Below are 23,731 nucleotides of genomic sequence, written 5' to 3'. Positions count from 1 at the left end.
GGTCTGCGTTAAATTAACATAAGTGACTTTAGATATTGAAAGGACGCGTACCATGTGAATCTTAAAAAACCGCCACTTCCTATTCCAATATTAATGTTGATTGGGATTGTGGCCATCTCATTTTCTGCTATTTTTATTAAATGGTCTGCAGCACCAGCGTCTATTCAAGGCATGTATCGGCTGTTATTCACCTCGCTATTGATGTTACCTTTTGCAAGGCCATACAGTGGAGCAGCGGTTGCGCTTCGTAAAAAGGACTGGATCATGTTAGTGCTCTCAGGCACTATGCTTGCTCTACATTTTTTGCTTTGGATGGGCTCTTTGAAGTATACTTCGGTAGCTAGTTCAACGATGATCATGGCGCTGGAGCCGGTTTTTATTATGCTGGGCGTTTATTTTTTGTATAAGGAAAAAACGGCTGCGTCTGCTATTCTGGGACTGAGTATTGCTATTGGCGGTGTAGTATTTATCGGCTGGGGAGACATTGGAATCTCTGCGGATAATCTTAAAGGCGATTTGTTATCGGTTGGAGGTACTGTAGCGGTAGCTGTGCATATGCTTATCGGTCAAAAGCTAGTGGTGCGTATGCCTTCCTATTTGTATAGCTTGATAGTCTTCTTGTCAGCAGCTGGCGTGTTTGCCATATACAATCTGTTCATGGGGATTTCCTTCTTTAATTATCCTGCGAATGAGTGGGGGATTTTCATATTGCTAGCTGTGGTACCCACGGTATTTGGGCATATTTTATTTAATTGGCTACTTCAGTATGTATCCGCAACTACGGTATCCATGAACATCTTAGGAGAACCCGTGGGTGCTAGCATCCTAGCTTTTCTGCTCTTAGGTGAACAATTAACAGCGCTGCAATGGGCTGGTGGACTGTTAGTCATGTTTGGACTCGGTGTATATTTGTACGCTGGAAGAAAGAAAACTATTCGGGTGGCAGATGCCATTCAGAATGCTTCATAACAGATATTTTAATCATAAAGGGGTCACAAGGAATGGAAGAACAAGATCACAATGTAGAACTACCTTCTGGAAAAGGCACAGGGCCAACCAGTGAGGAACTATGGAACGAAGACACATACACAGCTTGGGTTACTCGATTTGGTACCCCTTCAGAAGCAGCAGCCAAATTAATCAAGGAACCAAGTGCGAAGCTGTACCCGCTCTCTTCTTATTTTGGAGAAGTAAAGGGTAAAAAGATGATGAATCTCATGGGATCAAATGGCATGAAGGCCGTCGCTTTGTCTTTACTTGGAGCGGACGTAACCGTTGCCGATTTCTCGGAAGCAAATGCGCGTTATGCCGCTGATCTCGCACAAGAAGCGGGTGTTCAGCTTACCTACATCGTTTCAGATGTTCTTAAGCTTCCAGAACACGTCCTAGATGGTTCATATGACATCGTATTTGCTGAGTTAGGAATCATGCACTACTTTACCGATCTTGCACCGTTTATGGAAACCGTCCGTCGTTTACTTTCTCCTGGTGGGATTTTTGTTCTGCGTGATTTCCATCCAGTGACAACTAAGCTTATAACCTCGAAGGGATCTACGGCTAAGATTCGCAAGCACAAAGTTAGTGGGGATTATTTCGATACAACATTGGAAGAAAAAAAGGTCTCGTATTCTAAGTATTTGCCCTCCACAGGCAAACCTGTAGGCGAACAGGAACATAGCGTTGTCTACTGGCGCCGCTGGACGCTTGGAGAAATCGTTACAGCCGCTGCTAGTTCTGGACTTGTGATCCGCCAATTGGTTGAAGAGCCCAATTTATCCTCGGATGTTTTTGATAAAGGAATCCCAAAGACGTACACCTTGGTGGCTGGAAAGGGTTTGAATTAATAATTCTTATAAAAGACTGCATCGTCCATGAAAAGACGGTGCAGTCTTTTTTACTTGCTTTAAAACATAAAATTTTAAACTTTTTTGCGGAGAATATTCCATTACATTTGAAGCCTATAGGCAATACAATAATTTTACATTCAATATTGAAAGCGATTACTTTAATAAAAAGCACTCCTAAAGGATTTGAGGTGGAGATGAAATGGACGAATTATTACTACGAATGGCGGGGATTGATAAATTTTTCCCCGGTGTTCACGCATTGAATCAATGTCAATTTGAGCTGAAGCGTGGGGAAGTGCATGCATTAGTTGGTGAAAATGGCGCAGGAAAATCTACATTAATGAAGATTGCAACAGGAGTCTATTCCAAGGATGCGGGTCAGATGTGGTACAAGGGATCTGAGGTGGAGATTGCCAATACTCACGCTGCGCAGGAACTTGGGATTAGTATTATCCATCAGGAACTGAATCTAATGCCGCATCTTACAGTGGGCCAAAATATATTTATTGGTCGTGAGCCGCGTAAGGCACTGAAATGGTTCGTTGATGATCTGGAGCTTAATCGTAAGGTGCAGGAACTGTTTGATCAGATGAATCTAAAACTGGATCCGAAGACTTTGGTCTCAGATCTGACAGTTGCTAATCAGCAAATGGTTGAAATCGCAAAAGCTTTGTCTTTCAATGCGGAGGTACTGATTATGGATGAACCAACTGCAGCGTTGACAGATACGGAAATTAACGAGTTATTCCGTATGATTGAGCAATTACGAGAAGAAGGTGTAGGCATTATATACATTTCTCACCGCATGGATGAGTTGAAACGGATCACAGATCGCATTACAGTCATGCGGGATGGTTGTTACGTGGATACTGTTCGGACGGATTCAATAACCATTGATCAGATTATTAGCATGATGGTCGGTAGAGAACTCTATCAAACGTCAAAGCCGACGATTTCCAAACAGACGCAGCAAGTCGTTCTGGAGGTTCAAAATCTTTCTAGCGGGCAGTTGTTGAAGGATATCAGCTTTCATCTGAATAAGGGTGAGATTCTGGGTTTCGCAGGATTAATGGGAGCTGGACGTACTGAGGTTGTTCGCGCAGTATTTGGGGCTGATCCTATCGATAAAGGTGAGATTAAGCTGCATGGAAATACGGTACGTATACGACATCCTCATCAAGCAGTGCAGCAGGGTATTGGCTATTTGTCCGAAGATCGCAAACGCTACGGACTGCTTGTAGAGATGGACATTAGCATGAATAATGCAATGGCTTCCTTCTACAAGTTCCGCAATGCCTTCGGATGGATGAGGGATCGCGAGATGCGAAAGACAGCGGAGCAGCATGTGGAAGCACTAGCAACCAAGACACCAAGTATAAGTCAAAAAGTCAAATTCTTATCCGGTGGCAATCAGCAAAAAGTGGTTATCGGTAAATGGTTGACGAGAGACTGCGATGTGCTGATTTTCGACGAACCGACACGTGGAATTGATGTAGGGGCGAAAAGTGAGATCTATAAGTTGCTTGATCAGCTGGCCAGCGAAGGAAAAGCGATCATTATAGTCTCTTCAGATCTCCCAGAGATTCTAAGAATGAGCCATCGCATTATTGTCATGTGTGAAGGACGTATAACCGGAGAACTAACCGCAGAAGAAGCATCGCAAGAAGCAATTATGAAATATGCGACGATGCGTTCATAATCGTTCAAGAGTTTATCGGAGGTGTCAAGGTCATGAAGATCGCAGATCAAGGGATTAGCCAACCTATCGGCTCGAAGCAAACCGGGGCGCAATCAGGGTTCAAACAAAAATTATTGGCATTCGCAAGTTTGATCATATTGGTCATCGTATTTTCAGTAGCCTCAAGTAACTTTTTTCAATTCTCTAATCTAGTTGGAATTCTGGTCTCTACTGCTGTAATTGGAGTATTAGCTCTAGGCGCAACCTTTGTAATTATTACAGGTGGGATCGATCTTGCTTTGGGTACGGTGATGACCTTCTCCTCCGTGATGGTTGGCGTCTTCATTACATTCTGGGGTCTACCTGTTCCACTCGGAATTGTAGGCGGGATTCTAGCTGGTGCACTATGTGGCTTTATCAGCGGTTTAATGGTGGCAAAAATGGATATTCCACCATTCATTGCTACGCTGGCGATCATGATGATTACTAAAGGATTATCACTGGTCATAACGGGTGCTAAGCCTATTTATTTCAATGATGATCCGATCTTTGCCAAGATTGCTATGGGTAAGATGATCCCAGGCATTCCGAATACCATCATTATCTTCTTATTGCTCGGAATTATCGCAAGCATCATATTGTCGAAGACCATTATTGGGCGCTATAATTTTGCGCTTGGCAGCAATGAAGAAGCGACTCGCTTATCCGGTGTAAATACGGTCAAATGGAAGATTGTAATCTACACCATCACAGGGATGTTCAGTGGAATCGCTGGTATCCTGATGGCCTCACGACTTAATTCAGCGCAGCCGTCACTTGGCACCGGTTATGAATTAGAAGCTATAGCGGCTGTCGTCATTGGAGGCACATCTTTAAGCGGGGGCGTAGGATCTATTCTAGGTACGATTATTGGTGCACTCATTATGAGTGTACTGACGAATGGCTTACAGATTATGTCGGTTGCTCAGGAATGGCGGACAGTCATTGTCGGTGTTGTCATCATCATCGCAGTGTATGCTGATATTCTTCGCAGACGGAAGCGATGAAAGAGGTATTATCTCCATACGGAGTGATATACAAAGCAAATGACGAGGGGGAAGATTTAAATGAAGCAACGTCGAAAAGGGATTATTATGCTTGCCAGTTTGTTACTGGCTACTACCTTACTTGGTGCTTGTAACAACAGTGATAGCAAAAAGAGTGCATCCGGTTCAGACAAACCCTATATCCCAGTCATTTCAAAAGGCTTCCAGCATCAATTCTGGCAAGCGGTGAAGCAAGGAGCCGAGAAGGCTGCCAAGGAGTTTAATGTCGAGATTACGTTTGAAGGCCCTGAAAACGAGAGTCAGGTAGATAAACAAATTGAAATGTTGCAGACGGCGCTAGACAAGAAACCTGCAGCAATCGCTTTAGCGGCTCTGGACAGCAAAGCAGCGATTCCATATCTGGAAAAGGCAAAGGAAAACAATATCCCCATCATTGGGTTTGACTCTGGTGTAGACAGCGATATCCCTGTAGCAACAGCAGCGACGGACAATAAAGCAGCCGCCGCTTTAGCAGCTGATAAAATGGCGGAGTTGATTGGCAAGAAAGGTAAAGTAGGTCTAGTCGTACATGACCAAACAAGCAGCACAGGTCAACAACGTCGTGATGGTTTCTTAGAACAAATGAAAGCGAAATATCCAGACATTGAAGTATTAGAGCCACAATATGGCGGTGGAGACCAGTTGAAGTCAACGGATCTTGCAAAAGCGATGATGCAGGCCAATCCGGATCTTAAAGGGATCTATGGCTCAAACGAAGGCTCTGCGGTAGGTGTGGCTAATGCCGTAAATGAATTGCAGATGGGTGGAAAGATTGTGGTCATCGGATTTGACTCTGGTAAACAGTTAATGGATGCCATTCGTAGTGGTGTTGTGGCTGGCGCGGTTACACAGGACCCCATTGGGATTGGTTATCAAGCGGTGAAAGCAGCTGTACAAGCGATTAAAGGGGAAACCGTAGAAAAGAATATTGACACCGGGTTTCATTGGTACGATAAGAACAATATGGATTCTGATGAGATCAAACCTCTGCTATACGAATAGAAGTTATTAATAATAGAGGTTGCCTCAAATAGGCAACCTCTATTATGCTTATTTGAAAAGGTAAACATTTACATTACAGGTGATCGATGAGTGCATAGCTAAGGAGGTGTTGGATGTATAAGATTATTCTGGTTGATGATGAAGATGAGGTTCGTGAAGCGATTAAACAGAAGATATCTTGGAATAATTATGGTTTTGAGCTCGTTGGAGATTTCGATAACGGCAGAGATGCCCTTGATGCGATCGAGCAGTTTCGACCAGATGTGATTATTACAGATATTTGCATGCCCTTTATGGATGGTTTAGGACTGGCAAAAGCTGTTATGGAACGGTACCGCGACATGAAGGTCATTATCGTAACTGGATATGAAGACTTCGATTACGCCAAACAGGCAATAACCTTGAAGGTGACAGAATATTTGTTAAAACCAATTAATGCTCGTGAGTTTGCAGAATTTCTAAGCAAAATGAAGCAGGATTTGGATGAAGAGTATTTACAAAAGGCCAATATCGCTAAGCTTCGCATGCAATTAAATCAGAGCTTACCTTTACTGCGCGAACGTTTTCTGGAGAAACTGGTTACGACTCGAATGAAGAACGATGAGATCGAGAATAAAATGAATTATTTTCATATACAGCTTCAGGGCGCGGTTTACCTTGCAATCGTAATCGAGATAGAAATGGAGAGTCGAAGCCAGGACATTGCTTCTGATGCTGAGCTACTACGTTTTGCTGCATTTAACATTGTGCAGGAGCAACTTGAGAAGGGGCAGTGCGGGGTGGTGTTTCAGACTAGAGATGGTAAACTCGCTGCGATATTATCAGGAGATTCAGAAGCAATTGAAGTTACAACACAGCTTCTCGCGGATCAGGTTCAGACCAGCTTGAATAAGTATTTGAAGCTGACCGCCACCATCGGCATCGGTAGAAAATACGCTAGCATGCAACAAATTCCACAATCCTTCCAGGAAGCGATTTCATCCTTAGAATATCGTTATCTTTTAGGCGTCGATAAGGTGATCTCCATTCAGGATCTTGAGTTTGGCAAAGGGTTGGATCAAGCGCACTTCACTTCTTGGGAAAAGCAATTTATATCCGCGTTGAAGACAGGGAAAGCATCAGCGATCTCAGAGGTTCTCTCACAATGGTTTCAGGAATTAAAGAGCAATAGCTCTTCTATAGAAGGTTGCCGCAGTATCATTTACCAGATGCTCGTTTCTCTAATGAATTATGTGGCCGATATTGGATTCCCCAATACTGAGCTGGTTTCGCATAATATGTTCGCAGAAGTTGCTGCTCTAAAGACTTTAGAGGAAGCGAGGAATTATTTGGAGAGAACTTGCCATGAGCTGATCCTCAAGCTGTCGGAACAAAGAACTACGGTAAGGGCTTCTCAGATGAAAGCCGCGGAAGCTTATATCCGGGAGAATTATTATAATGACAGTTTTTCACTCAATGAGTTATGTAGCCATATTTTTATGAGCATCAGTTATTTCAGTGCAACGTTTAAACAGCATACCGGTGAGACTTTTATTGAGTATTTGACTCGCCTCCGTTTGGAAAAAGCTAAAGAACTGCTTACCATCACACAGCTGAAGACTTATGATATCGCTGCTAGAGTGGGCTATGCTGATCCTCAGTATTTCAGTGTTATTTTTAAACGAAATGTTGGGATCACACCTAAGGAATATCGACAGCGACAGAAGGAGAATCTTCTTCTATGAAACCTCATCGTTTCTTCCGAAGTCGAAGTATTCATAATAATATCGCGATTTCTTTTTCGCTTCTTATCCTCTGCACCACTATAGTACTTACCTATACTTCATATCGACTCTCCTCAGCAGCCGTCATGGGGAATTCCGTAGCCTATACCTCACAATTAATAGAACAAGTAAAACTGAACATCGAGAATTATATTAGCAACATGGAGAGCATTGCTGCTCTGGTGTTAACTAGCAGTGATCTTGAGAAATATGTAAGAGGTTCGAGTTCTGGACAAGAAGGGGAGACCAAGGATAAGCAATTAGCTAGCCAATATCTACGATCTGTAGTCCAATCCCGCTCGGATATTTCTTCTATTGTGTATGCAAGCTCGGAAGGGATAACCGTTTCAGATCGACTGGATGCAGTTTTGAAACCGCTTCCCGAATTGATTGCTCAAGAGTGGTATCAGCAAGCATTGAACCAGACGGGAGTGGCTGTCTCCTCTTCACATGTGCAGCACTTATTTCAGAATGAATACCGTTGGGTAGTGTCGATCAGTAGAAAGCTTTCCGATTCTTTTTCTGAAATGGAAGCAGACCGACAGGGTGTGCTACTCGTAGATCTTAATTTCAGTGTTATTAACAATTTGTGCAAACAAATCGAACTGGGAAAGCGCGGTTATGTATTTATCGTAGATCCGACAGGGAGCCTAGTCTATCATCCTCAACAGCAGTTGATTTATTCGCAGCTCAAGTTTGAGCAATTGGATACTGTTCTTGGGATTAAGAACGGGTCAGTTACGGTGAAAGCAGGGAACGAACAGAAACTGTACACCGTGGATACCACTAGCTTTGGCTGGAAGATTGTAGGGGTCACCTATCCAGATGATCTGGTTGCTAACAAACAGCAGATGCAAGGGACCGCCGCCTTGTGGGGAGCCGTAAGTCTGATCTGTGCTATGGCAATTTCTGTGCTGCTGTCCTACGCATTAACCAAACCGCTCAAGAAATTAGAAATGAATATGAAAAAGGCTGAACGCGGTGAGTTCGACATTCGCGTGGAGATTGAGAGCACGAACGAAATCGGTAAGCTAGCCCGTACCTTTAACCTGATGATCCTGAAGATTAAAGAGCTGATGAGTCAGATCGTCATGGAGCAAGAGATGAAGCGTGTGAGTGAGCTTAAGGCCTTACAAGCACAGATTAAGCCTCACTTTTTGTATAATACGCTGGACTCGATCATTTGGATGGCAGAGACCGGTAAGATGGAGGAGGTAGTCGAAATGACCTCTTCATTATCGAAGCTGCTACGTTCTACGATTGGTGAGGGCGAGGAGCTGATCCCGATCGCTAGAGAACTAGAACATATTCGGCACTATCTAACGATTCAGAACATGCGCTATCGCCATAAATTCACATATTCGATAGAAGTGGATGAAGACATTCTTGAATGCAGTATTTTGAAAATGGTCCTTCAACCCTTAGTTGAAAATGCGATTTATCATGGGATAAAGCATAATCCTGAGCAAGGTCACATCCTGATTAAAGGCAAAAGAGAGCAAAAAGATATTACTATTCAAATTATTGACAATGGTGTCGGTATGAATCCAGATCAGATGGGGAAGTTACTGCTTCAAAAGCCAGATTACAGGATTGGCAGTGGGGTAGGCGTCGCGAATGTAAACCATCGCATTCAGCTTTATTTCGGGGACCATTACGGTTTGTCTTTTGCAAGTGAAATGGAAGAAGGGACGACGGTCACTTTAAGAATTCCTGCGCTCTATGAGGAGGAGAGTCCATGAGTTCACTTTGGTCAAAAATAGGCCTGTCTGCTCTACTGTTATTCTTTATTGTAGCGCTCGGGTGGGTAGGTTATCGTATGTTTACGAATGAACTTGATCCAAAAGTCAGAACCATTATCTACGTTCCTAAGACTATCGATACCAGCATTGAATTCTGGGAGGTAATGAAACAAGGTGTGGCAACTGCTGCCAAGGAATTCGGTGCAGATGTCCATACGGTAGGAACAGATACCGAGTTAGATGTGGATAAGCAGATTCAATTACTAGAACAGGCGATTGAGGAGAAGCCTGATGCCATTATTTTGGCTGCTACCGACTATTATCGTCTTGTTCCGGTTGCAGAGCAGATTAAAGCTGCGGGTATCACGCTTATTACGGTAGACTCGGGACTGAACGGCGGTGTATCGGAGAGTTTTATCGCCACAGATAATTATGAAGCAGGCCGCAAAGCAGCGCAGAAGTTGATTGAAAATATTTATAGCGACGATCTAGTCGCCATTATGAATTTTGTACAAGGCTCCGCTACAGCTATCGAGAGAGAGAAAGGGGTTAGGGATGCTTTATCTCAGAATGGAGTTAATCTTGTGCAGGATACCCTTTACAGTAACGGTTCTTCGAAGAAGGCATATCAATTAACTGTTGATCTTCTACGGAAACAGCCACAACTAAAGGGAATCATTGGTCTCAATGAGCCCTCTACATTAGGTGCGGGACTGGCAATTATGGATATGGGCTTAAAAGACAAAGTGAAGCTGGTGGGGTTCGACAATTCCAGTAGTGAGGTTCAATTGCTGGAGAATGAAATTATGCTGGGAACGGTGATTCAAAAACCTTTTACTATGGGGTACTTGGCTGTGAAAACTGCACTTGAAGTCGTTTCAGGCCACAAAGTAGCTCCTGTTATGGATACAGGCTCCGAATTCATTACGAAGGAAAATATGTACACAAGTGAGAATGAGAAGTTAATGTTTCCGTTTATAGAATAAGCCTAAAAAAGGGAGTGCTCAAGTCCGTAATGGCTTTGGGTGCTCCCTTTTAATATAAAATATAAGGTCTAAACGTTGTTTAATATTTCCGCTAAAGACTGCTGTAAGGGTGTTAATATATGATCTTTTCGCCAAGCCAGTACAAAACCACCGCTCTCAGGCAAAACTCCCGGTAGAGGAGCATAACAAAGACGACCTAATGCAAGTTCTGCTTCAATGCTGACTCTAGAACAAATGCCTACGCCATCTCCCTCGCTAACTAACTTCTTTAGGGATTCAGGTGAATTTATCTCGGATCGGTTCCACAAGCGAATATGATTTATTTCTGCCCATTGATCCGCAAATCCCCGTAAACAAGAACCACCCTCATACTGAATCCAAGGCTCAAGCGCGATCTGTTCTGGTGTTAGCTTCTCTATAGTTGCAAAAGGGTGACTAGGGGCAAAAATCAGCACAGGCTCGTCGCGGACAATCAGCTGAAAGTTAAAGGATTCATCATGCCAATCTGAAGTGTGCAAAATAGCCATTTGAATTTCTCGGCTTCGGAGTCGTTCCTTTAACAAATTATCACTTTGGATCGTCATCGAATTATTAATCCCAGGATATTGTTTCATGAATTGGATTAGCGCTTTAGGTAAAATATAAGTTGCAGGTATATAACTTGCTTCCAGCTTCAAAGTACCATGTGTTGGGGAAGAAAACTGTTTAACAGTACGTTCAGCTTCGGCCGTAAGTGAGACAATCTTGAGCGCATATTGATAAAGGGCTCTACCCGCATCTGTGAGCAGGACTCTTCCACTTCGATACAGGAATAAAGGAGTTCCAAATTCATTCTCTAAATTCTTCATATGAAAAGATACAGTGGGTTGTTTAAGGCCCAATTCAGCAGCTACATCGGTTACTTTCTTATATTTTTCAAGTAGAATAACGATCTTTAACTTCATAATATTCATGACTTTCCTCCGCACAATGCTAAGTTGGATAACAAATTATATCCCCATTATAGATTAAATCTATACATATATATAGTTTCTATTGGTATTTTTATCGTTCGCTTTACAAAGTTAAGAAGTTTCTCTAACGAACGAGCTCTAGAATAAGAAGAGTCAGAGGGGCCAAGAAGCTCCGGACAACAACAATAACATATGCGTGCAATACACTTTTACAGTAAACAAGCATATGGGGGCCAAAGCTCCACAACACCATGTTAAAGCTTTCGAAGCCAGTTCCGCATGAACTGTATGAGGAAGCCGTGCTAACAAAACATTTAGGAGGAGACAAAACAATGCAATTCAAAAAATCTTGGGTTATGACTTTGGCTTTAACAAGCGTACTGGCACTTTCGGCCTGCGGTAATGGTGGGGCAAACAACACGGGAGGAAACGCTGCAGCTACAAATGAAGGTAGCGGCGCTAAAATAAGTGGTTCGATTCTAGCATCAGGTTCAACAGCACTACAACCATTAGTTGAGCTGGTAGCAGAGAATTTCATGGATAAAAATGCTGGGGTGGACATTCAAGTTCAAGGCGGCGGCAGTGGTACTGGTCTTACTCAAGTAGCTGAGAAACAAGTAGATATCGGTAACTCTGACGTATTCGCAGAAGAAAAACTAAAGGATGCAGATGCAGAAAAAGCAGCAGCTCTTGTAGATCATCAAGTAGCAGTAGTAGCGATCGCAGCAGTAACTCATCCGGATGCTGGTGTAGACAGCTTGACTAAGCAACAGCTTATCGATATTTTCACAGGTAAGGTTACGAACTGGAAAGAAGTTGGCGGAGCGGATCAAAAAATCCAAATCATCAACCGTCCAGGCAGCTCCGGTACTCGCGCAACCTTTGAAAGCTTTGCACTTGGAACTAAAACGGAAGATATCCCAGGATCGATTCAAGAAGATTCCTCCGGTACTGTTAAGAAAATGATCGGAGAAACTCCAGGGGCTATTGGTTATCTGGCTCTTTCATACCTTGATGATTCAATCAAAACACTTAGCCTTGATGGTGTAGAAGCATCTGTGGACAATGTTGTTTCTGGTAAATATCCAGTATGGGCTTACGAGCACATGTACACAAACGGCGAACCAAATGAAACAGTAAAAGCATTCCTTGACTTTTTCTTGACAGACGAAGTACAAACAGGTGAAGTTGTTGAGCTTGGATACATTCCAGCAGTAAAAATGCAAGTTACTCGTGACGTTGCAGGAAATGTTACAGCTAAGTAATTCACTTCTAAGTAATTTGTAAGGATTAGAATCTCAAGTGATTAGAGGCGGATACATCTGCCTCTCTTTTCACTTTAGAAAGAGGGAGCAATTGAGGGTGAAAATAAAGAACTCACGCATCGAGAAACATCATATTGAAGATTTTGTGGGACGTACATATATGTCCTTCTGTGTACTGCTATTGATCACAATCATTGTATCGATGGTATATTTTGTGGCGTCTAAAGGGATTTCAACTTTCACAAGTGGCGATGTTAGCGTTAAAGATTTTCTGTTCGGAACAAAGTGGTCACCTGAAGCAGATACGCCATCCTTTGGTGCATTTCCGTTTATCACGGGATCCTTCTTAGTTACTCTACTTGCAGCATTGATTGCTAGTCCACTTAGCCTTTGCGCTGCGCTGTTTATGACGGAGATTGTCCCAGGATGGGGCAAAAAATTGCTTCAGCCCGTAATCGAGCTGTTGGCAGGTATCCCTTCAGTTGTTTATGGTTTCATCGGATTAAGTGTTATTGTACCGTTTCTACGCAACAACCTGCCTGGTCAAGGCATCGGGGTAGCTGCAGGCGCGCTTGTGCTCTCGGTCATGATTCTTCCGACGATTACAAGCGTGGCTGCAGACGCGCTGGCTTCATTGCCGCAAAATTTAAAGGAATCCTCCTATGCGCTTGGTGCCACCCGGTGGCAGACGATCTCTCGAGTGATTATTCCGACAACGTTTCCTGCTATTATGACTGGTATTGTCCTGGGGATGGCACGTGCATTCGGTGAAGCCCTTGCTGTACAGATGGTTATCGGGAATGCGCCATTCGTACCAAAATCACTCTTTGAATCAGCTTCTACCTTGACGAGTGTAATCACGCTTGGAATGGGGAACACAACCATGGGCTCTGCGCACAATAATGCTCTGTGGAGTATGGCACTGGTTCTTATGCTGATGACCTTTGTATTTGTCTTCTTTGTGAGACTGCTTGAAAGGAGAAATAAAATTTGAAGCCGAGAACCGTAAATAAAATTGCCACAAGCCTTATTGTGTTTTTCGCATTGCTCATCGTAGCTATTCTGGTTGGTCTATTAGGATATATCCTCTTTCGAGGCCTTAGTCACATTAGTTGGGATTTTCTATTCTCTGCACCACAAAAAATTCGAGCAGGTGGAGGAATTGGTCCTCAATTATTCAACTCCTTATTCCTTTTGGTACTCACGCTAATAATTACAGTACCGCTTGGACTGGGTGCCGGTATTTATATGGCTGAATATGCTCGTCCAGGAAAAATCACCGGCTTTATTCGCTTAATTGTTGAAGTATTATCTTCGTTCCCTTCAATCGTAGTCGGCTTGTTTGGTCTATTGCTGATTGTTAACTATTTTAATCTTGGCTTTTCCTTAATCTCGGGAGCACTGGCATTGACGGTCTTTAATCTACCGCTGATGGTTCGGATTACTGAGCAAGCTTTCCGTAGTGTTCCGAAGCAACAAAAAGAGGCAGGTTTTGCACTAGGATTGTCCAAGTGGAAAATCGTAACCTCTGTGTTATTTCCAGTAGCATTACCAACGATTATTACCGGTACTATTTTGTCCGCTGGCCGTGTCTTTGGGGAAGCAGCCGCGTTGATGTTTACTGCAGGAATGAGTAGTCCAAGACTAGATTTCACCAACTGGAATCCACTTAGTCCGAACTCACCACTGAATCCTTTCCGTCCCGCTGAAACACTGGCTGTTCATATCTGGAAGGTAAATAGTGAAGGCCTTGCTCCTGATGCCGCGCAAATTGCTGCGGGAGCTTCAGCAGTACTTGTAATTATGGTGTTGATCTTCAACTTAGCAGCACGTTATTTCGGAAGATTTATTTATCGTAAGCTTACAGCTTCAAAAAGAATGAACTAATTCCTAAAAATTAAAGTAGAGATGTAGGAGGAGTAATCGATGGGAACGTCGGCAACAGCAGTGCGAGAATCTTTTCAAACCGAGGACCTGAGTATTTTTTATGGAACATATGAGGCAGTAAAGGGGATTAGTCTTCCTTTTGCTGAAAATACGGTTACTGCACTGATCGGCCCATCCGGCTGCGGTAAATCAACCTTTCTTCGTTCACTGAATCGGATGAATGACGAAATCTCCGGATCAAACACCAAAGGAAGCATCTGGATTGATGGAGTGGATATTAATGCTCCGGGCACAGACGTTATCAAACTGCGTCAGAAGATTGGTATGGTGTGGCAGAAGCCGAATCCGTTCTACAAATCCATTTATGATAACATCGCTTTTGGTCCTAAGTATCATGGAATTAAAGGGAAAAAAGCACTCGATGAGATCGTAGAGAGCAGCCTTCGCAAAGCTGCCTTGTGGGACGAAGTGAAGGACCGGTTAAAAGATTCAGCATTAGCTCTATCCGGTGGACAACAGCAGCGCTTATGTATTGCAAGGGCGTTGTCGGTTAACCCACAAATTCTGCTCTTGGACGAACCCGCATCCGCACTAGATCCGGTTTCCACTGGTAAAGTAGAGGAGCTCATCAAGGAGTTAAAAGAAGAGCTTCGCATCGTAATCGTAACGCACAACATGCAGCAGGCTGCACGGATCTCTGATTATACGGCCTATTTTTATCTTGGATCCCTTATAGAATATGATAAAACGGATAAGGTCTTTACTAATCCTGAGAATCAAATGACACAAGAATACATCATGGGCCGTTTCGGCTGAAGCCTTTTAACATCGTTCTTTAGGGAACGGTGTTTTTTTTCTATTATTTGCAAAAGGCAGATCGATACTGTATCATTAATGATAATGATTATCATTATTACTATAGGGAGTGGATCTTATGACACAAACTCAATCGACTCAAAAGAATAGCGTAGCAGAACTAATTAAAGAACGGCGCTCTATTAAACTTTTTCAAAAAGATCCACTGCCACAAGGACTATTAGAGGAATTGTTAAATGTAGCGGTATGGGCGCCTAATCATGGGGTTCGTGAGCCGTGGAGATTCATTGCTTTTCAAGGTGAAGGTACAAAGTTCTTGGCTGAAGCAGCATTTGCCTTCGTGAAACGTGCCATAGCTGATCCTGAAGTGGCTGCCAAGCGCAAAGAATATATCTCAAATATTCCCTTAACGTTAATTGTGGTGATGCCTGAAGATCCTCGGCAGAGAGAGTGGGATGAGGATTTTGCAGCAGCGTCAGCACTTGTGCAGAACTTCCAGCTAGCAGCTTGGGAGCAAGGCGTGGGAACGATTTGGAAGACCGATCCTTATATCAATAATCCTGAATTCCGTAACAAAATTGGTGTGAAGCCAGGAGAGAAGATCATAGCTATGATTCATGCTGGATACCCGGAGACTGTGCCAGACAGCCGTCCACGCACGGATGCTTCTGAACTACTGAAGATCGTTGATAGCTATCCAGAGAACGATGTAGTGGAATAGAGAAGACTATAAGGGATTTGAATAGTAATCATTTAAAGCATCCATTGGGGTGCTTTTTTTCTTGCTTAGAATCTCTAGGAAAGAGGCAGGGAAAAGATAAGGAAAGTCGAGTAAAGATGAATCGAGGATGAGTAAAGTTGAGTTGAAGAAGTTTCGAAAATGTTTATAGCAATATATATTGTGCATAATGATTAGTATAGATTACAATTTAGTGTAATGAAACAATCTGTATAAGGAGGGAAAAGCGTGGGGGAGAACAAGAACATCAAGATGAAACTGGCTCGTGTAGAAAAAGATCTTTCCCAAGAACAGTTAGCGGAATTAGTAGGAGTTACAAGGCAGACGATTGGCCTAATTGAAGCGGGAAACTATAACCCGACACTTAAGTTATGCTTAGCGATCTGTAAGGCATTAGATAGATCATTAGACGATATTTTTTGGGGGGATTAAGGTGAGAGGGACAAGGATTAAGGATGAGCGGATTATCACAGAAGTTCAGAAGATTAGTACATACGGGTTTATGATAGTGCTTGTGGGCTTATTGGTTAGTCTCTTTGTAAAAGTGTTTATCCTACAATGGGACTTTAAGTATTGGTGGGATTCTTTCGTGATTGTGATGGTAGCGTGCTCGTATATTACTGTTCGTTGCGTCAAAGATGGAATATACCTGCTACCGAGTAATGAGGGGGCTGTCAGACAGTATAAGAAAAACAATTTTATAGGGGGAGTCGTCAGCACAATCATATGGGCTGCATTAATGATCTTATCTGATCTAAAAGAAGCGGGGGATTTGCAGATTGCTAAAAGTATCATGAGTACTCTTGTGGGTTCCGTCTTATTTTTTATTGGGATTACATGGATTCAGTGGTTCATCATCAAACGATCCAATAGAAATGCGGACAAAAAACTAGAGGGATAGAGGAATGGATAAATCGCTATTGCAAAACTAATACCATTAGTTTATATTTAAGCTAATACCATTAGTTTTGTGGAGGGATAATGATGAGAGTAACTCGTGAAGGTCATTTATTACAGCTGACTTGGATGCCAAAAGTGTTTCCTGTGAATTGTTACATCATAGAGGAAGAAAATGAATTAACTTTGATCGATGCGGCCATGCCGTTTAGTGTAAAGGGAATTATGGATACTTCAGCAAAGTTAAATAAGAAGATTACTCGTATTGTATTAACGCATGCTCATGGTGATCATGTTGGTGCACTGGATGAACTAAAAAAGCAGCTTCCAGAGGCTCAGGTGTACATTTCAGAAAGGGATTCCTCTTTATTAAGCGGAGATCGTTCCCTTCGTGAGGGAGAACCTCAGACCCCTATTAAGGGAAGTGTACCCGATAAGGTAACAACAAGACCAGATGTATTACTCTATGATGGCGATGTCATTGGTTCGTTGACAGCCATTCTAACTCCCGGTCATACCCCTGGCTCTATGTCTTTTATTGATTCACGAAGCAAAGCTGTTATTGTTGGCGATGCTTTTCAAACCTTCCGGGGAACCGCAGTTTCAGGAACCGTAATTCCTTGGTTTCCGTTTCCGGCTATGGCCACCTGGAATAAAGATCAAGCCTTAAAAAGTGCCATTAAGCTTCTAGAGGCTTCTCCGACTATACTGGCCACTGGACATGGCGACTTGCTTAGAAATCCAGTTCAAACCATGGAGAATGCCATACACAAAGCACAAATGAATCAAGGAAGGAGGAATTAAATGTCACCTAGAGCGGGATTAGATCGTCGTATGCTAGTTATTGCAGCAGCAGAAATTGCCGATCATGAAGGAATCGAGACCATAACTTTAGCTGCATTGGCTAATAAACTAGGTGTTCGATCTCCGTCGCTATACAATCACATTAACGGGCTACAGGATTTGCGTACACAACTAGCAATTTATGGACTAGGTGAGCTTTCTACGGTCATGATTAGCGCAGCTAAAGGACTTAGTAGAGATGATGCTGTACAGGCGATGGGGCGAGCGTACGTGGACTTTGCTAGAAGTCGCCCTGGTTTATATGAGACCACGCTGCGAGCGCCTGAACAGGCCAATACGGAGCTAGAAGCAGCAAGTGAACATATACTGAAGCTTATCATTCAAGTGATGAAGGATTATCAGTTAGGTGAGGAGGGTGAAATTCATGCAGTCCGCGGGTTACGAAGCATTTTGCATGGCTTCGCCTCTTTGGAACAAAAAGGCGGTTTCGGAATGGCGCTTGATACTAATGTAAGTTTATCTCGCCTCATCGGTACATTCATTGCTGGGATTGGAAATATGAAATCAAAATAATGGAGTACATAAGGAGATGATGTAGTGATGCATGAGGGATATGAAGAAGGTAGTGTCACCACTTTTGAGGAAGCTGTAGGCATTGTTGCCAAGGTTGGGATTTTACCGCTTGCAAACTTGATTCCTGATCACCCATCTTTAAACGGATTAACGAAAGCAGAAAATTGGCATACAGGAACAGAGCTAGATCCTTGGTCATGGCGTGTAAGGTTTCCCGGGGAAGGACTGGCTGGATACGGCAAGTTTATTAAGAAAAAAGCGATCTTGGTCTCTAGCGGGTGGTTTCCAGCATTTGTGGCAGCTGTTGGAAGTACAAAATCTATAGAAGAACGTTATAATGACGGATTGGCCAGCAGAGAAGCAGTAACTTTACTGCAAATTATCCGTGAACGTCAAGGGATTGATACACGCATCCTTCGTGCTGAAGCTGATATGAAGGCTAAGGAAAAGAAGACGGCATTCGATAATGCAGTTACGGAGCTTCAGGCATCGCTGGACATCGTTATTTCAGGTGTAAAAGAACGCCAAAATGCAGAAGGTGAGAAAAATGGCTGGAGCAGTACCTCGTTTGAGACTGTAAGCCACTGGACGGAAGATAACGGTCTTTCCTCATTTGAAGGCGATAGAGAAGAGGCCATAGCTTGGCTACATTCCAAAATGAATGGCATATGGTCGCCTACAGCAATAGCCTGGACGAACAAAGCACTCTCATGGAAATAAAAACGGCTAATCACTACTCCCATGAGAGTGATTAGCCGTAAGCGTTTTCTAATAAAATCATATCCATCACATTATTGTTCCAACATAGGTGCCAAGTAAGCAATCAGGAAATACAAGAATCCGAAAAACAGCATAACATAGGCGGTATATTTGATTGCATTAGATGCAACAATTCTTGAATCCACCGGTGCTTGAATTTCGAGCTGTTCTTCTTCAACGCTGTCAATTTCATTGGATATTGGGTCTCTCAACATGATAATCCCCTCCTTGGAAATTAGATCCTTAACTGTATTGTGACATATTTGTGAACGGAAATCAACAATAGTGTGAACAAATATTGAACTTTTATTCAAATTTGGACTATTTATTTACTGGATATTCTAGTGTGCAATAAAAAACAACCTGCTTGTGTCCCCGGAAGAGGAACCAAGCAGGTTGTTTGGCATTTTATTTATTCAATAATTTAAGCGAACAATTTAAGCCCAATCTCCATCACGGAAGATAGGTACGGTTGTTCCATCATCCTTAATACCATCAATGCTCATTTCAGGTGAGCCCATCATAAAATCAACATGTGTATGGCTTTGGTTCATTCCTTTTTCCTGCAATTGTTCTTTCGTCATTGTCGTACCCTCTTGAAGGGTAAAGGCATAAGCTGCACCTAATGCCAAATGGCAGGAGGCATTCTCATCATATAATGTGGTGTAATATAGAATTCCGCTCTCGGAGATCGGAGAGTGGAAAGGCACCAAAGCGACTTCTCCAAGATAAGCAGAGCCTTCATCTAACGCGATAAGGGAAGCAAGCGTTTCTGAACCTTTTTCAGCGGTGAAATCCGTTACTTTGCCGTTCTCAAAGGTGAGGGTGAAATTGTCAATCAGATTACCCCCATAGCTAAGCGGCTTCGAGCTGCTTACCTTACCATTCACACCAGACTTCAGTGGGGCAGTAAATACTTCTTCTGTAGGAATATTGGCTAGGAAAGGGTCTCCCTTGCCATTGACAGCTCCTGCTTGACACCAAATATGCCCGTCTGGCAGCTCAATCGTCAAATCGGTTCCAGGTCCTGTATAGTGCAGCTTGCGGAACTTATTATCATTCAAAGCAGTACAACGTGCTTTCAGACCATCTAAATGTTGACTCCATGCTTGAATAGGGTCAGCTTGATCCGCACGTGTGGCTTTAAAGATAGCATCCCATAGCAAATCAATTTGCTGATCAGGTGATGCTTCAGGGAATACCTTTGCCGCCCACGATGCTGACGGGAAGGCTACAATACTCCAGCTTACGTGATTCCCCATTAACAACTCACGATATGGAGCTAACGTCTGTCCAGAGATCCGCTGATTATCCGCAATTCTTTTGGACTCAACACCGCTCAATAGATCTGGATTCGTTGAAGTTATCGATAGAAATGCTGCACCTTTTTTAGCCAGGTCTTCCAATTCATCTGCTTGCCATTGTGGCGGTTCCAAAAAGGAATCGGATGGAGCGAGGTCATAACGAGTACGTGTAACAACCTCATCACTATAATTAACCTTGACGAGCTTCGCACCCGCTTCATAAGCTTTACGTACTACAAGACGCACTAGCTCTGCGGAAACGATGTCGGCATTTACAACAAGGGTCTGCCCAGGTTGGATATTAACCCCAATCTTTACTGCCAGCAATGCATAATTCTCCAGTTTTTGCTTGAAATCCAACATAGTTCCTACTCCTTTCAATATCTCTAGTCTTTATTTCAAATATGCAGTTATTAGAACGCCCAGTTTCCATTAATAAATACAGGTTCTTCTGTTCCATCAGCAGTAATTCCGTAAATATTCATCTCCGCAGAACCGATCATGAAATCCACATGGGTAACGCTATTATTCAATCCATGAGCAATCAGTTCGTCCGGAGTCATATCTTTACCACCTTCTAAACAGAAAGCATAAGCCATACCTATAGCTAGGTGATTGGAAGCATTCTCATCAAATAAGGTATTGTAATAAAGAATATTGGATTCTGAGATAGGGGACTTATGTGGAACTAATGCAACTTCACCGAGGTATTTTGCGCCTTCATCCATACTAATGAGGTGCTCTAGTGCTTCTTGTCCCTGTTCTGCACTAACACTAACAATTCGTCCGTTCTCAAAAGTAATAGAGAAGCCATCGATAATGTTGCCGCCATGGCTAAGTGGTTTGGTGCTTCGTACGGTACCATGTACACCAGTTTTTAGAGGGGCGGTAAATACTTCCTCGGTAGGCATATTGGCTACAAAAGAATGGCCTTTCGCATTAATGCTGTCTCCTTGTGCCCAAATATGACCTTCTGGAAGCTCGATGCTTAGGTCCGTACCAGGTGCTATGTAATGCAGTTTCTTATATTTTTTTGCGTTGAGTACATTTGCTTTTTGATCTAAGGTGTCGAGATGTTCTTGCCATGCAGCTACTGGATCTTCACGATCAAGGCGTACGGTGTGGAAAATAGCTTCCCAAAGCTTACTTACACGTTCTTCAGCTGGAACATCCGGAAATACTTTATCCGCCCAAGCCTGACAAGGTACAGCAACAATACTCCAGCTAACTTTGTCGGACATTTGCATTTCACGATATTTGGTGAGTGCGGCTCCCCGTACTTTTTGAAAATTTGAAATACGTACAGGATCAATACCTTTAAGTGCATCAGGATCTTCCGCAATCACGTTAAGAATAGCTGCACCCTTCTCGGCGAGTTCGGTCATTTCACCGGCGTACCAAGTAGGAGGCTCAGTGAACACTTCTGGAGCAGCATGTTCAAACTGCTGGCGTGTAATGCTCGCATCACTCCAGTTCACCTTCACTAAGCTTGCTCCAATCGCATATGCCTTGGCGGTAATCATACGAACGAAATCAGCTGCAAGAATCGGTGCATTCACCACCAGAATTTGCCCTGGCTGAACGTTAACCCCAATTTGCACAGCTAAATCTGCATATTTACTAAGCTTTGCCTCGAAATCAGTCATCGATATTTCCTCCAATTACTAATAGTTTGGTACTTTACAAGTATTGTACTAAATTATTAACCGCCGGATGAAAAAAGTCAATTACATGGAATTTACAGTGTAAATTGAGGAATTACATTCATTTCAATGCTATACTGAAAGGGGAAATGATTTGATGAATGGAAGGAAGATTAGCGGATGAATTTAGAGATCGTAAGTGCTGAAATGAGCCGTAAAGAGGATAAAAGCTATGTAGGGAGGACGATATTTACTCTCGAAAACCATAAGGCTCCATATGAGATTACTTTTTTCAGTACAAGAGGAACGGAATGGGATTACAGCCTAAGCTTTGCTGGTGAGCCTGGAAGTGAAGAGCAGTTCTTAGAAACTGATGCACTACTTGAAAATGATGACGATATATACAATCAATTGCTGGATGCCGCACTAGATAAACAAGAGATCGATGAAGAGTAAAACATACAAGTGTTGATTGATTACCAGCGGCAATATTCATTGCCGCTGGATACATCTCAACTTATCCGATGGTAATCTTACCTTCAGGATAGCGGTAAAGTTCCTTACTACCCCTAGGCTTGAGTGCATAAGCTAGAGTAAGCGGACCTGTCCGACCCAGAAACATTAGAATAATAATGAGCACTTTACCCGCAGTAGTTAGTTCTGGAGTAAGCCCCAGGGAGAGACCAGAAGTCCCGAATGCGGATACGGATTCAAAGAGTACAGCAAGAAAGTCAGCTTTTTCTGTCACGGATAACAACATCGTAGCGATGACCACTAACATTAGAGACATTAATGTCATCGTCACCGCTCTATAGACATCTTCTTTGGCGATCCGATGACGAAACATTACAATATCCTCTTTACCCCTTAGTCTTGCGGAAACCGCAGCCACTAGAACAGCGAATGTAGTAATCTTAATTCCCCCACCAGTAGATCCAGGCGCAGCCCCTATGAACATCAGGAGGATCATTAGAAATTGCGTTGATTCCCGCATAAGTGGAATTTCAATCGTAGTGACACCGCCTGAACGTGGTGTTATCGCTTGTAAAAATGTAGCCATCATCTTTCCACCTGCACTCAAGGGCTTCAGCGTAGAATTAAATTCTAGTAAGAAAAATAGAGCAGCTCCAATGACAATTAATATCACAGAGGTCGAAAGAACTACTTTAGAATGCAGAGTAAACTTTTTGCGTTTTGGAAAGTCAAAAACATCAGATAGGACAATAAAACCGACCCCTCCTAGAAAGATAAGGATCATGGAGGTGAAATTCACTATAGGATCATTTACAAAACGAGTAAGTCCACTAAAGGGTCCATGAATATCACCGAATAAATCAAAGCCTGCATTATTAAAAATAGATATACTGTGAAATATTCCATAATATACAGCTTTTCCGAAAGGCATATCCATCATAAACCTACCGGCAAACAAGATGGCACCTGTGAGCTGAATAACAAGGGAATAGATCAGGACTCTGCGGATTAACTGGACAATACCTTGCATGGAATTCTGGTTCATAGATTCTTGCATAAGAATTCGTTCTTTAAAGGATATTCGTTTATTAAGGACCAAAGTAATCAAGGTGGCCATCGTAATAAAACCCAACCCCCCAAACTGAAATAATACGAGTAGAACGACTTGTCCAAAAGTTGTTAACTGTGTGCCCGTATCAATGACTGCCAAACCTGTAACACAGGTTGCCGATGTAGCCATGAATAATGCATCAATAAAAGAAATATGCCCTTCTACGGAGGCTACCGGCAAACTAAGTAAAAAGGTTCCGGCAGTGATAAGTATTACAAATCCTAGTGATAAGACTTTAGGTGGTGTTAATTTCAATCCACCGAAGTTCAGATTAGCCAATTCAATTCTCCTGTCATACGTGAAATTAGATTAGTGCTCACAAAATTATAACATAACTTGCCAGACCTTCCCTAAGTGGAGGGAGGTAATTGACATATTTTATCGAATTATTCTAGAATAACAC

At 42.7% G+C, this 23,731-nt stretch carries 24 protein-coding genes; 19 read left to right on the top strand and 5 right to left on the bottom strand.

What is annotated here, in order from left to right:
- Nucleotides 1-54 precede the first annotated feature (54 nt).
- The 8 genes from M2444_RS03750 (at nt 55) to M2444_RS03715 (ending at nt 10,103) form a co-directional block, all read left to right on the top strand.
- Nucleotides 55-969, top strand: a complete 915-nt coding sequence (locus M2444_RS03750) for a DMT family transporter (RefSeq protein ID WP_179283590.1) — start codon at nt 55-57, stop codon at nt 967-969.
- A 32-nt stretch (nt 970-1,001) separates the two neighbouring features.
- Nucleotides 1,002-1,844 carry a class I SAM-dependent methyltransferase gene (locus M2444_RS03745; protein ID WP_094875761.1) on the top strand — a complete coding sequence of 281 codons (843 nt, stop codon included), beginning with the start codon at nt 1,002-1,004 and terminating at the stop codon, nt 1,842-1,844.
- Between the two features lie 202 nt (nt 1,845-2,046).
- Nucleotides 2,047-3,546, top strand: coding sequence for a sugar ABC transporter ATP-binding protein (locus tag M2444_RS03740; protein WP_280786313.1), 1,500 nt, complete (start codon nt 2,047-2,049; stop codon nt 3,544-3,546).
- Between the two features lie 32 nt (nt 3,547-3,578).
- Entirely contained in the window at nt 3,579-4,571 is a 993-nt protein-coding gene (locus M2444_RS03735) for an ABC transporter permease (RefSeq protein WP_280786312.1), read from the top strand.
- A 60-nt stretch (nt 4,572-4,631) separates the two neighbouring features.
- Complete coding sequence (locus M2444_RS03730; RefSeq protein WP_094869106.1) at nt 4,632-5,612, top strand: ABC transporter substrate-binding protein; 981 nt, start codon at nt 4,632-4,634, stop codon at nt 5,610-5,612.
- A 113-nt stretch (nt 5,613-5,725) separates the two neighbouring features.
- Nucleotides 5,726-7,336 carry a response regulator gene (locus tag M2444_RS03725; protein ID WP_280786311.1) on the top strand — a complete coding sequence of 537 codons (1,611 nt, stop codon included), beginning with the start codon at nt 5,726-5,728 and terminating at the stop codon, nt 7,334-7,336.
- Nucleotides 7,333-9,117 carry a cache domain-containing sensor histidine kinase gene (locus M2444_RS03720; protein WP_094875765.1) on the top strand — a complete coding sequence of 595 codons (1,785 nt, stop codon included), beginning with the start codon at nt 7,333-7,335 and terminating at the stop codon, nt 9,115-9,117. The genes M2444_RS03725 and M2444_RS03720 overlap by 4 nt, the downstream gene beginning before the upstream one ends.
- Entirely contained in the window at nt 9,114-10,103 is a 990-nt protein-coding gene (locus tag M2444_RS03715) for a substrate-binding domain-containing protein (RefSeq protein ID WP_280786310.1), read from the top strand. The genes M2444_RS03720 and M2444_RS03715 overlap by 4 nt, the downstream gene beginning before the upstream one ends.
- A 68-nt stretch (nt 10,104-10,171) precedes the next feature.
- Here M2444_RS03715 and M2444_RS03710 read toward each other — a convergent pair whose 3' ends face one another.
- Entirely contained in the window at nt 10,172-11,056 is an 885-nt protein-coding gene (locus M2444_RS03710; protein WP_094875769.1) for a LysR family transcriptional regulator, read from the bottom strand.
- A 332-nt stretch (nt 11,057-11,388) separates the two neighbouring features.
- Here M2444_RS03710 and M2444_RS03705 point away from each other — a divergent pair, with 332 nt between their 5' ends.
- The 10 genes from M2444_RS03705 (at nt 11,389) to M2444_RS03660 (ending at nt 18,757) form a co-directional block, all read left to right on the top strand.
- On the top strand, nt 11,389-12,321 hold the full coding sequence (locus M2444_RS03705; RefSeq protein WP_094869101.1) for a phosphate ABC transporter substrate-binding protein: 933 nt from the start codon (nt 11,389-11,391) through the stop codon (nt 12,319-12,321).
- Nucleotides 12,322-12,412: 91 nt separating this feature from the next.
- Nucleotides 12,413-13,315 (top strand): phosphate ABC transporter permease subunit PstC, encoded by a 903-nt coding sequence (gene pstC, locus M2444_RS03700; protein ID WP_280786309.1) that lies wholly within the window; start codon nt 12,413-12,415, stop codon nt 13,313-13,315.
- Nucleotides 13,312-14,208, top strand: coding sequence for a phosphate ABC transporter permease PstA (gene pstA / locus M2444_RS03695; RefSeq protein WP_042128135.1), 897 nt, complete (start codon nt 13,312-13,314; stop codon nt 14,206-14,208). Before pstC ends, pstA begins: the two co-directional genes overlap by 4 nt.
- A gap of 39 nt (nt 14,209-14,247) precedes the next feature.
- Nucleotides 14,248-15,024, top strand: a complete 777-nt coding sequence (gene pstB / locus M2444_RS03690; RefSeq protein ID WP_094875773.1) for a phosphate ABC transporter ATP-binding protein PstB — start codon at nt 14,248-14,250, stop codon at nt 15,022-15,024.
- Nucleotides 15,025-15,142: 118 nt separating this feature from the next.
- Complete coding sequence (locus M2444_RS03685) at nt 15,143-15,745, top strand: nitroreductase family protein (RefSeq protein WP_094869099.1); 603 nt, start codon at nt 15,143-15,145, stop codon at nt 15,743-15,745.
- A 270-nt stretch (nt 15,746-16,015) separates the two neighbouring features.
- Nucleotides 16,016-16,195 carry a helix-turn-helix transcriptional regulator gene (locus tag M2444_RS03680; RefSeq protein WP_094875826.1) on the top strand — a complete coding sequence of 60 codons (180 nt, stop codon included), beginning with the start codon at nt 16,016-16,018 and terminating at the stop codon, nt 16,193-16,195.
- A 1-nt stretch (nt 16,196) separates the two neighbouring features.
- On the top strand, nt 16,197-16,664 hold the full coding sequence (locus M2444_RS03675) for a DUF6773 family protein (RefSeq protein WP_094875775.1): 468 nt from the start codon (nt 16,197-16,199) through the stop codon (nt 16,662-16,664).
- Between the two features lie 83 nt (nt 16,665-16,747).
- Nucleotides 16,748-17,464 carry an MBL fold metallo-hydrolase gene (locus M2444_RS03670; protein ID WP_094875777.1) on the top strand — a complete coding sequence of 239 codons (717 nt, stop codon included), beginning with the start codon at nt 16,748-16,750 and terminating at the stop codon, nt 17,462-17,464.
- The gene (locus M2444_RS03665) at nt 17,465-18,037 is read left to right on the top strand and encodes a TetR/AcrR family transcriptional regulator (RefSeq protein ID WP_280786308.1); all 573 of its coding nucleotides are present in this window, start codon (nt 17,465-17,467) and stop codon (nt 18,035-18,037) included.
- Nucleotides 18,038-18,064: 27 nt separating this feature from the next.
- Nucleotides 18,065-18,757, top strand: coding sequence for an AlkZ-related protein (locus tag M2444_RS03660; RefSeq protein WP_280786340.1), 693 nt, complete (start codon nt 18,065-18,067; stop codon nt 18,755-18,757).
- 71 nt (nt 18,758-18,828) lie between these two features.
- Here the strand turns inward: M2444_RS03660 and M2444_RS03655 are convergent, their stop codons facing one another.
- The 3 genes from M2444_RS03655 to M2444_RS03645 form a co-directional block, all read right to left on the bottom strand.
- Nucleotides 18,829-19,011 (bottom strand): hypothetical protein, encoded by a 183-nt coding sequence (locus M2444_RS03655; protein ID WP_042128123.1) that lies wholly within the window; start codon nt 19,009-19,011, stop codon nt 18,829-18,831.
- A gap of 222 nt (nt 19,012-19,233) precedes the next feature.
- Nucleotides 19,234-20,463, bottom strand: coding sequence for an aminopeptidase (locus tag M2444_RS03650; RefSeq protein ID WP_280786307.1), 1,230 nt, complete (start codon nt 20,461-20,463; stop codon nt 19,234-19,236).
- 50 nt (nt 20,464-20,513) lie between these two features.
- Nucleotides 20,514-21,746 (bottom strand): aminopeptidase, encoded by a 1,233-nt coding sequence (locus M2444_RS03645; RefSeq protein WP_094875786.1) that lies wholly within the window; start codon nt 21,744-21,746, stop codon nt 20,514-20,516.
- Between the two features lie 177 nt (nt 21,747-21,923).
- On the opposite strand from M2444_RS03645, the gene M2444_RS03640 reads away from it, so the two are divergent.
- A complete protein-coding gene (locus M2444_RS03640; protein ID WP_280786306.1) occupies nt 21,924-22,199 on the top strand; it encodes a hypothetical protein in 276 nt (91 codons plus the stop codon).
- A 61-nt stretch (nt 22,200-22,260) separates the two neighbouring features.
- Here the strand turns inward: M2444_RS03640 and M2444_RS03635 are convergent, their stop codons facing one another.
- A complete protein-coding gene (locus tag M2444_RS03635) occupies nt 22,261-23,607 on the bottom strand; it encodes a TrkH family potassium uptake protein (RefSeq protein WP_280786305.1) in 1,347 nt (448 codons plus the stop codon).
- Nucleotides 23,608-23,731: the final 124 nt, after the last annotated feature.

The organism is Paenibacillus sp. PastF-3 (assembly GCF_029893135.1).
Classification (GTDB): Bacteria; Bacillota; Bacilli; order Paenibacillales; family Paenibacillaceae; genus Paenibacillus_AQ; species Paenibacillus_AQ nitricinens.
Note: the sequence above shows the minus strand (reverse complement) of the source record. Positions and strands in the feature narration are given on the sequence as shown.

Coding starts and splice junctions, on each gene's coding strand:
- M2444_RS03745 (WP_094875761.1), top strand. CDS start 1,002: ATGGAAGAACAAGATCACAATGTAGAACTACCTTCTGGAAAAGGCACA.
- M2444_RS03740 (WP_280786313.1), top strand. CDS start 2,047: ATGGACGAATTATTACTACGAATGGCGGGGATTGATAAATTTTTCCCC.
- M2444_RS03735 (WP_280786312.1), top strand. CDS start 3,579: ATGAAGATCGCAGATCAAGGGATTAGCCAACCTATCGGCTCGAAGCAA.
- M2444_RS03730 (WP_094869106.1), top strand. CDS start 4,632: ATGAAGCAACGTCGAAAAGGGATTATTATGCTTGCCAGTTTGTTACTG.
- M2444_RS03725 (WP_280786311.1), top strand. CDS start 5,726: ATGTATAAGATTATTCTGGTTGATGATGAAGATGAGGTTCGTGAAGCG.
- M2444_RS03720 (WP_094875765.1), top strand. CDS start 7,333: ATGAAACCTCATCGTTTCTTCCGAAGTCGAAGTATTCATAATAATATC.
- M2444_RS03715 (WP_280786310.1), top strand. CDS start 9,114: ATGAGTTCACTTTGGTCAAAAATAGGCCTGTCTGCTCTACTGTTATTC.
- M2444_RS03710 (WP_094875769.1), bottom strand. CDS start 11,056: ATGAATATTATGAAGTTAAAGATCGTTATTCTACTTGAAAAATATAAG.
- M2444_RS03705 (WP_094869101.1), top strand. CDS start 11,389: ATGCAATTCAAAAAATCTTGGGTTATGACTTTGGCTTTAACAAGCGTA.
- pstB (WP_094875773.1), top strand. CDS start 14,248: ATGGGAACGTCGGCAACAGCAGTGCGAGAATCTTTTCAAACCGAGGAC.
- M2444_RS03685 (WP_094869099.1), top strand. CDS start 15,143: ATGACACAAACTCAATCGACTCAAAAGAATAGCGTAGCAGAACTAATT.
- M2444_RS03680 (WP_094875826.1), top strand. CDS start 16,016: ATGAAACTGGCTCGTGTAGAAAAAGATCTTTCCCAAGAACAGTTAGCG.
- M2444_RS03670 (WP_094875777.1), top strand. CDS start 16,748: ATGAGAGTAACTCGTGAAGGTCATTTATTACAGCTGACTTGGATGCCA.
- M2444_RS03665 (WP_280786308.1), top strand. CDS start 17,465: ATGTCACCTAGAGCGGGATTAGATCGTCGTATGCTAGTTATTGCAGCA.
- M2444_RS03660 (WP_280786340.1), top strand. CDS start 18,065: ATGCATGAGGGATATGAAGAAGGTAGTGTCACCACTTTTGAGGAAGCT.
- M2444_RS03655 (WP_042128123.1), bottom strand. CDS start 19,011: ATGTTGAGAGACCCAATATCCAATGAAATTGACAGCGTTGAAGAAGAA.
- M2444_RS03650 (WP_280786307.1), bottom strand. CDS start 20,463: ATGTTGGATTTCAAGCAAAAACTGGAGAATTATGCATTGCTGGCAGTA.
- M2444_RS03645 (WP_094875786.1), bottom strand. CDS start 21,746: ATGACTGATTTCGAGGCAAAGCTTAGTAAATATGCAGATTTAGCTGTG.
- M2444_RS03640 (WP_280786306.1), top strand. CDS start 21,924: ATGAATTTAGAGATCGTAAGTGCTGAAATGAGCCGTAAAGAGGATAAA.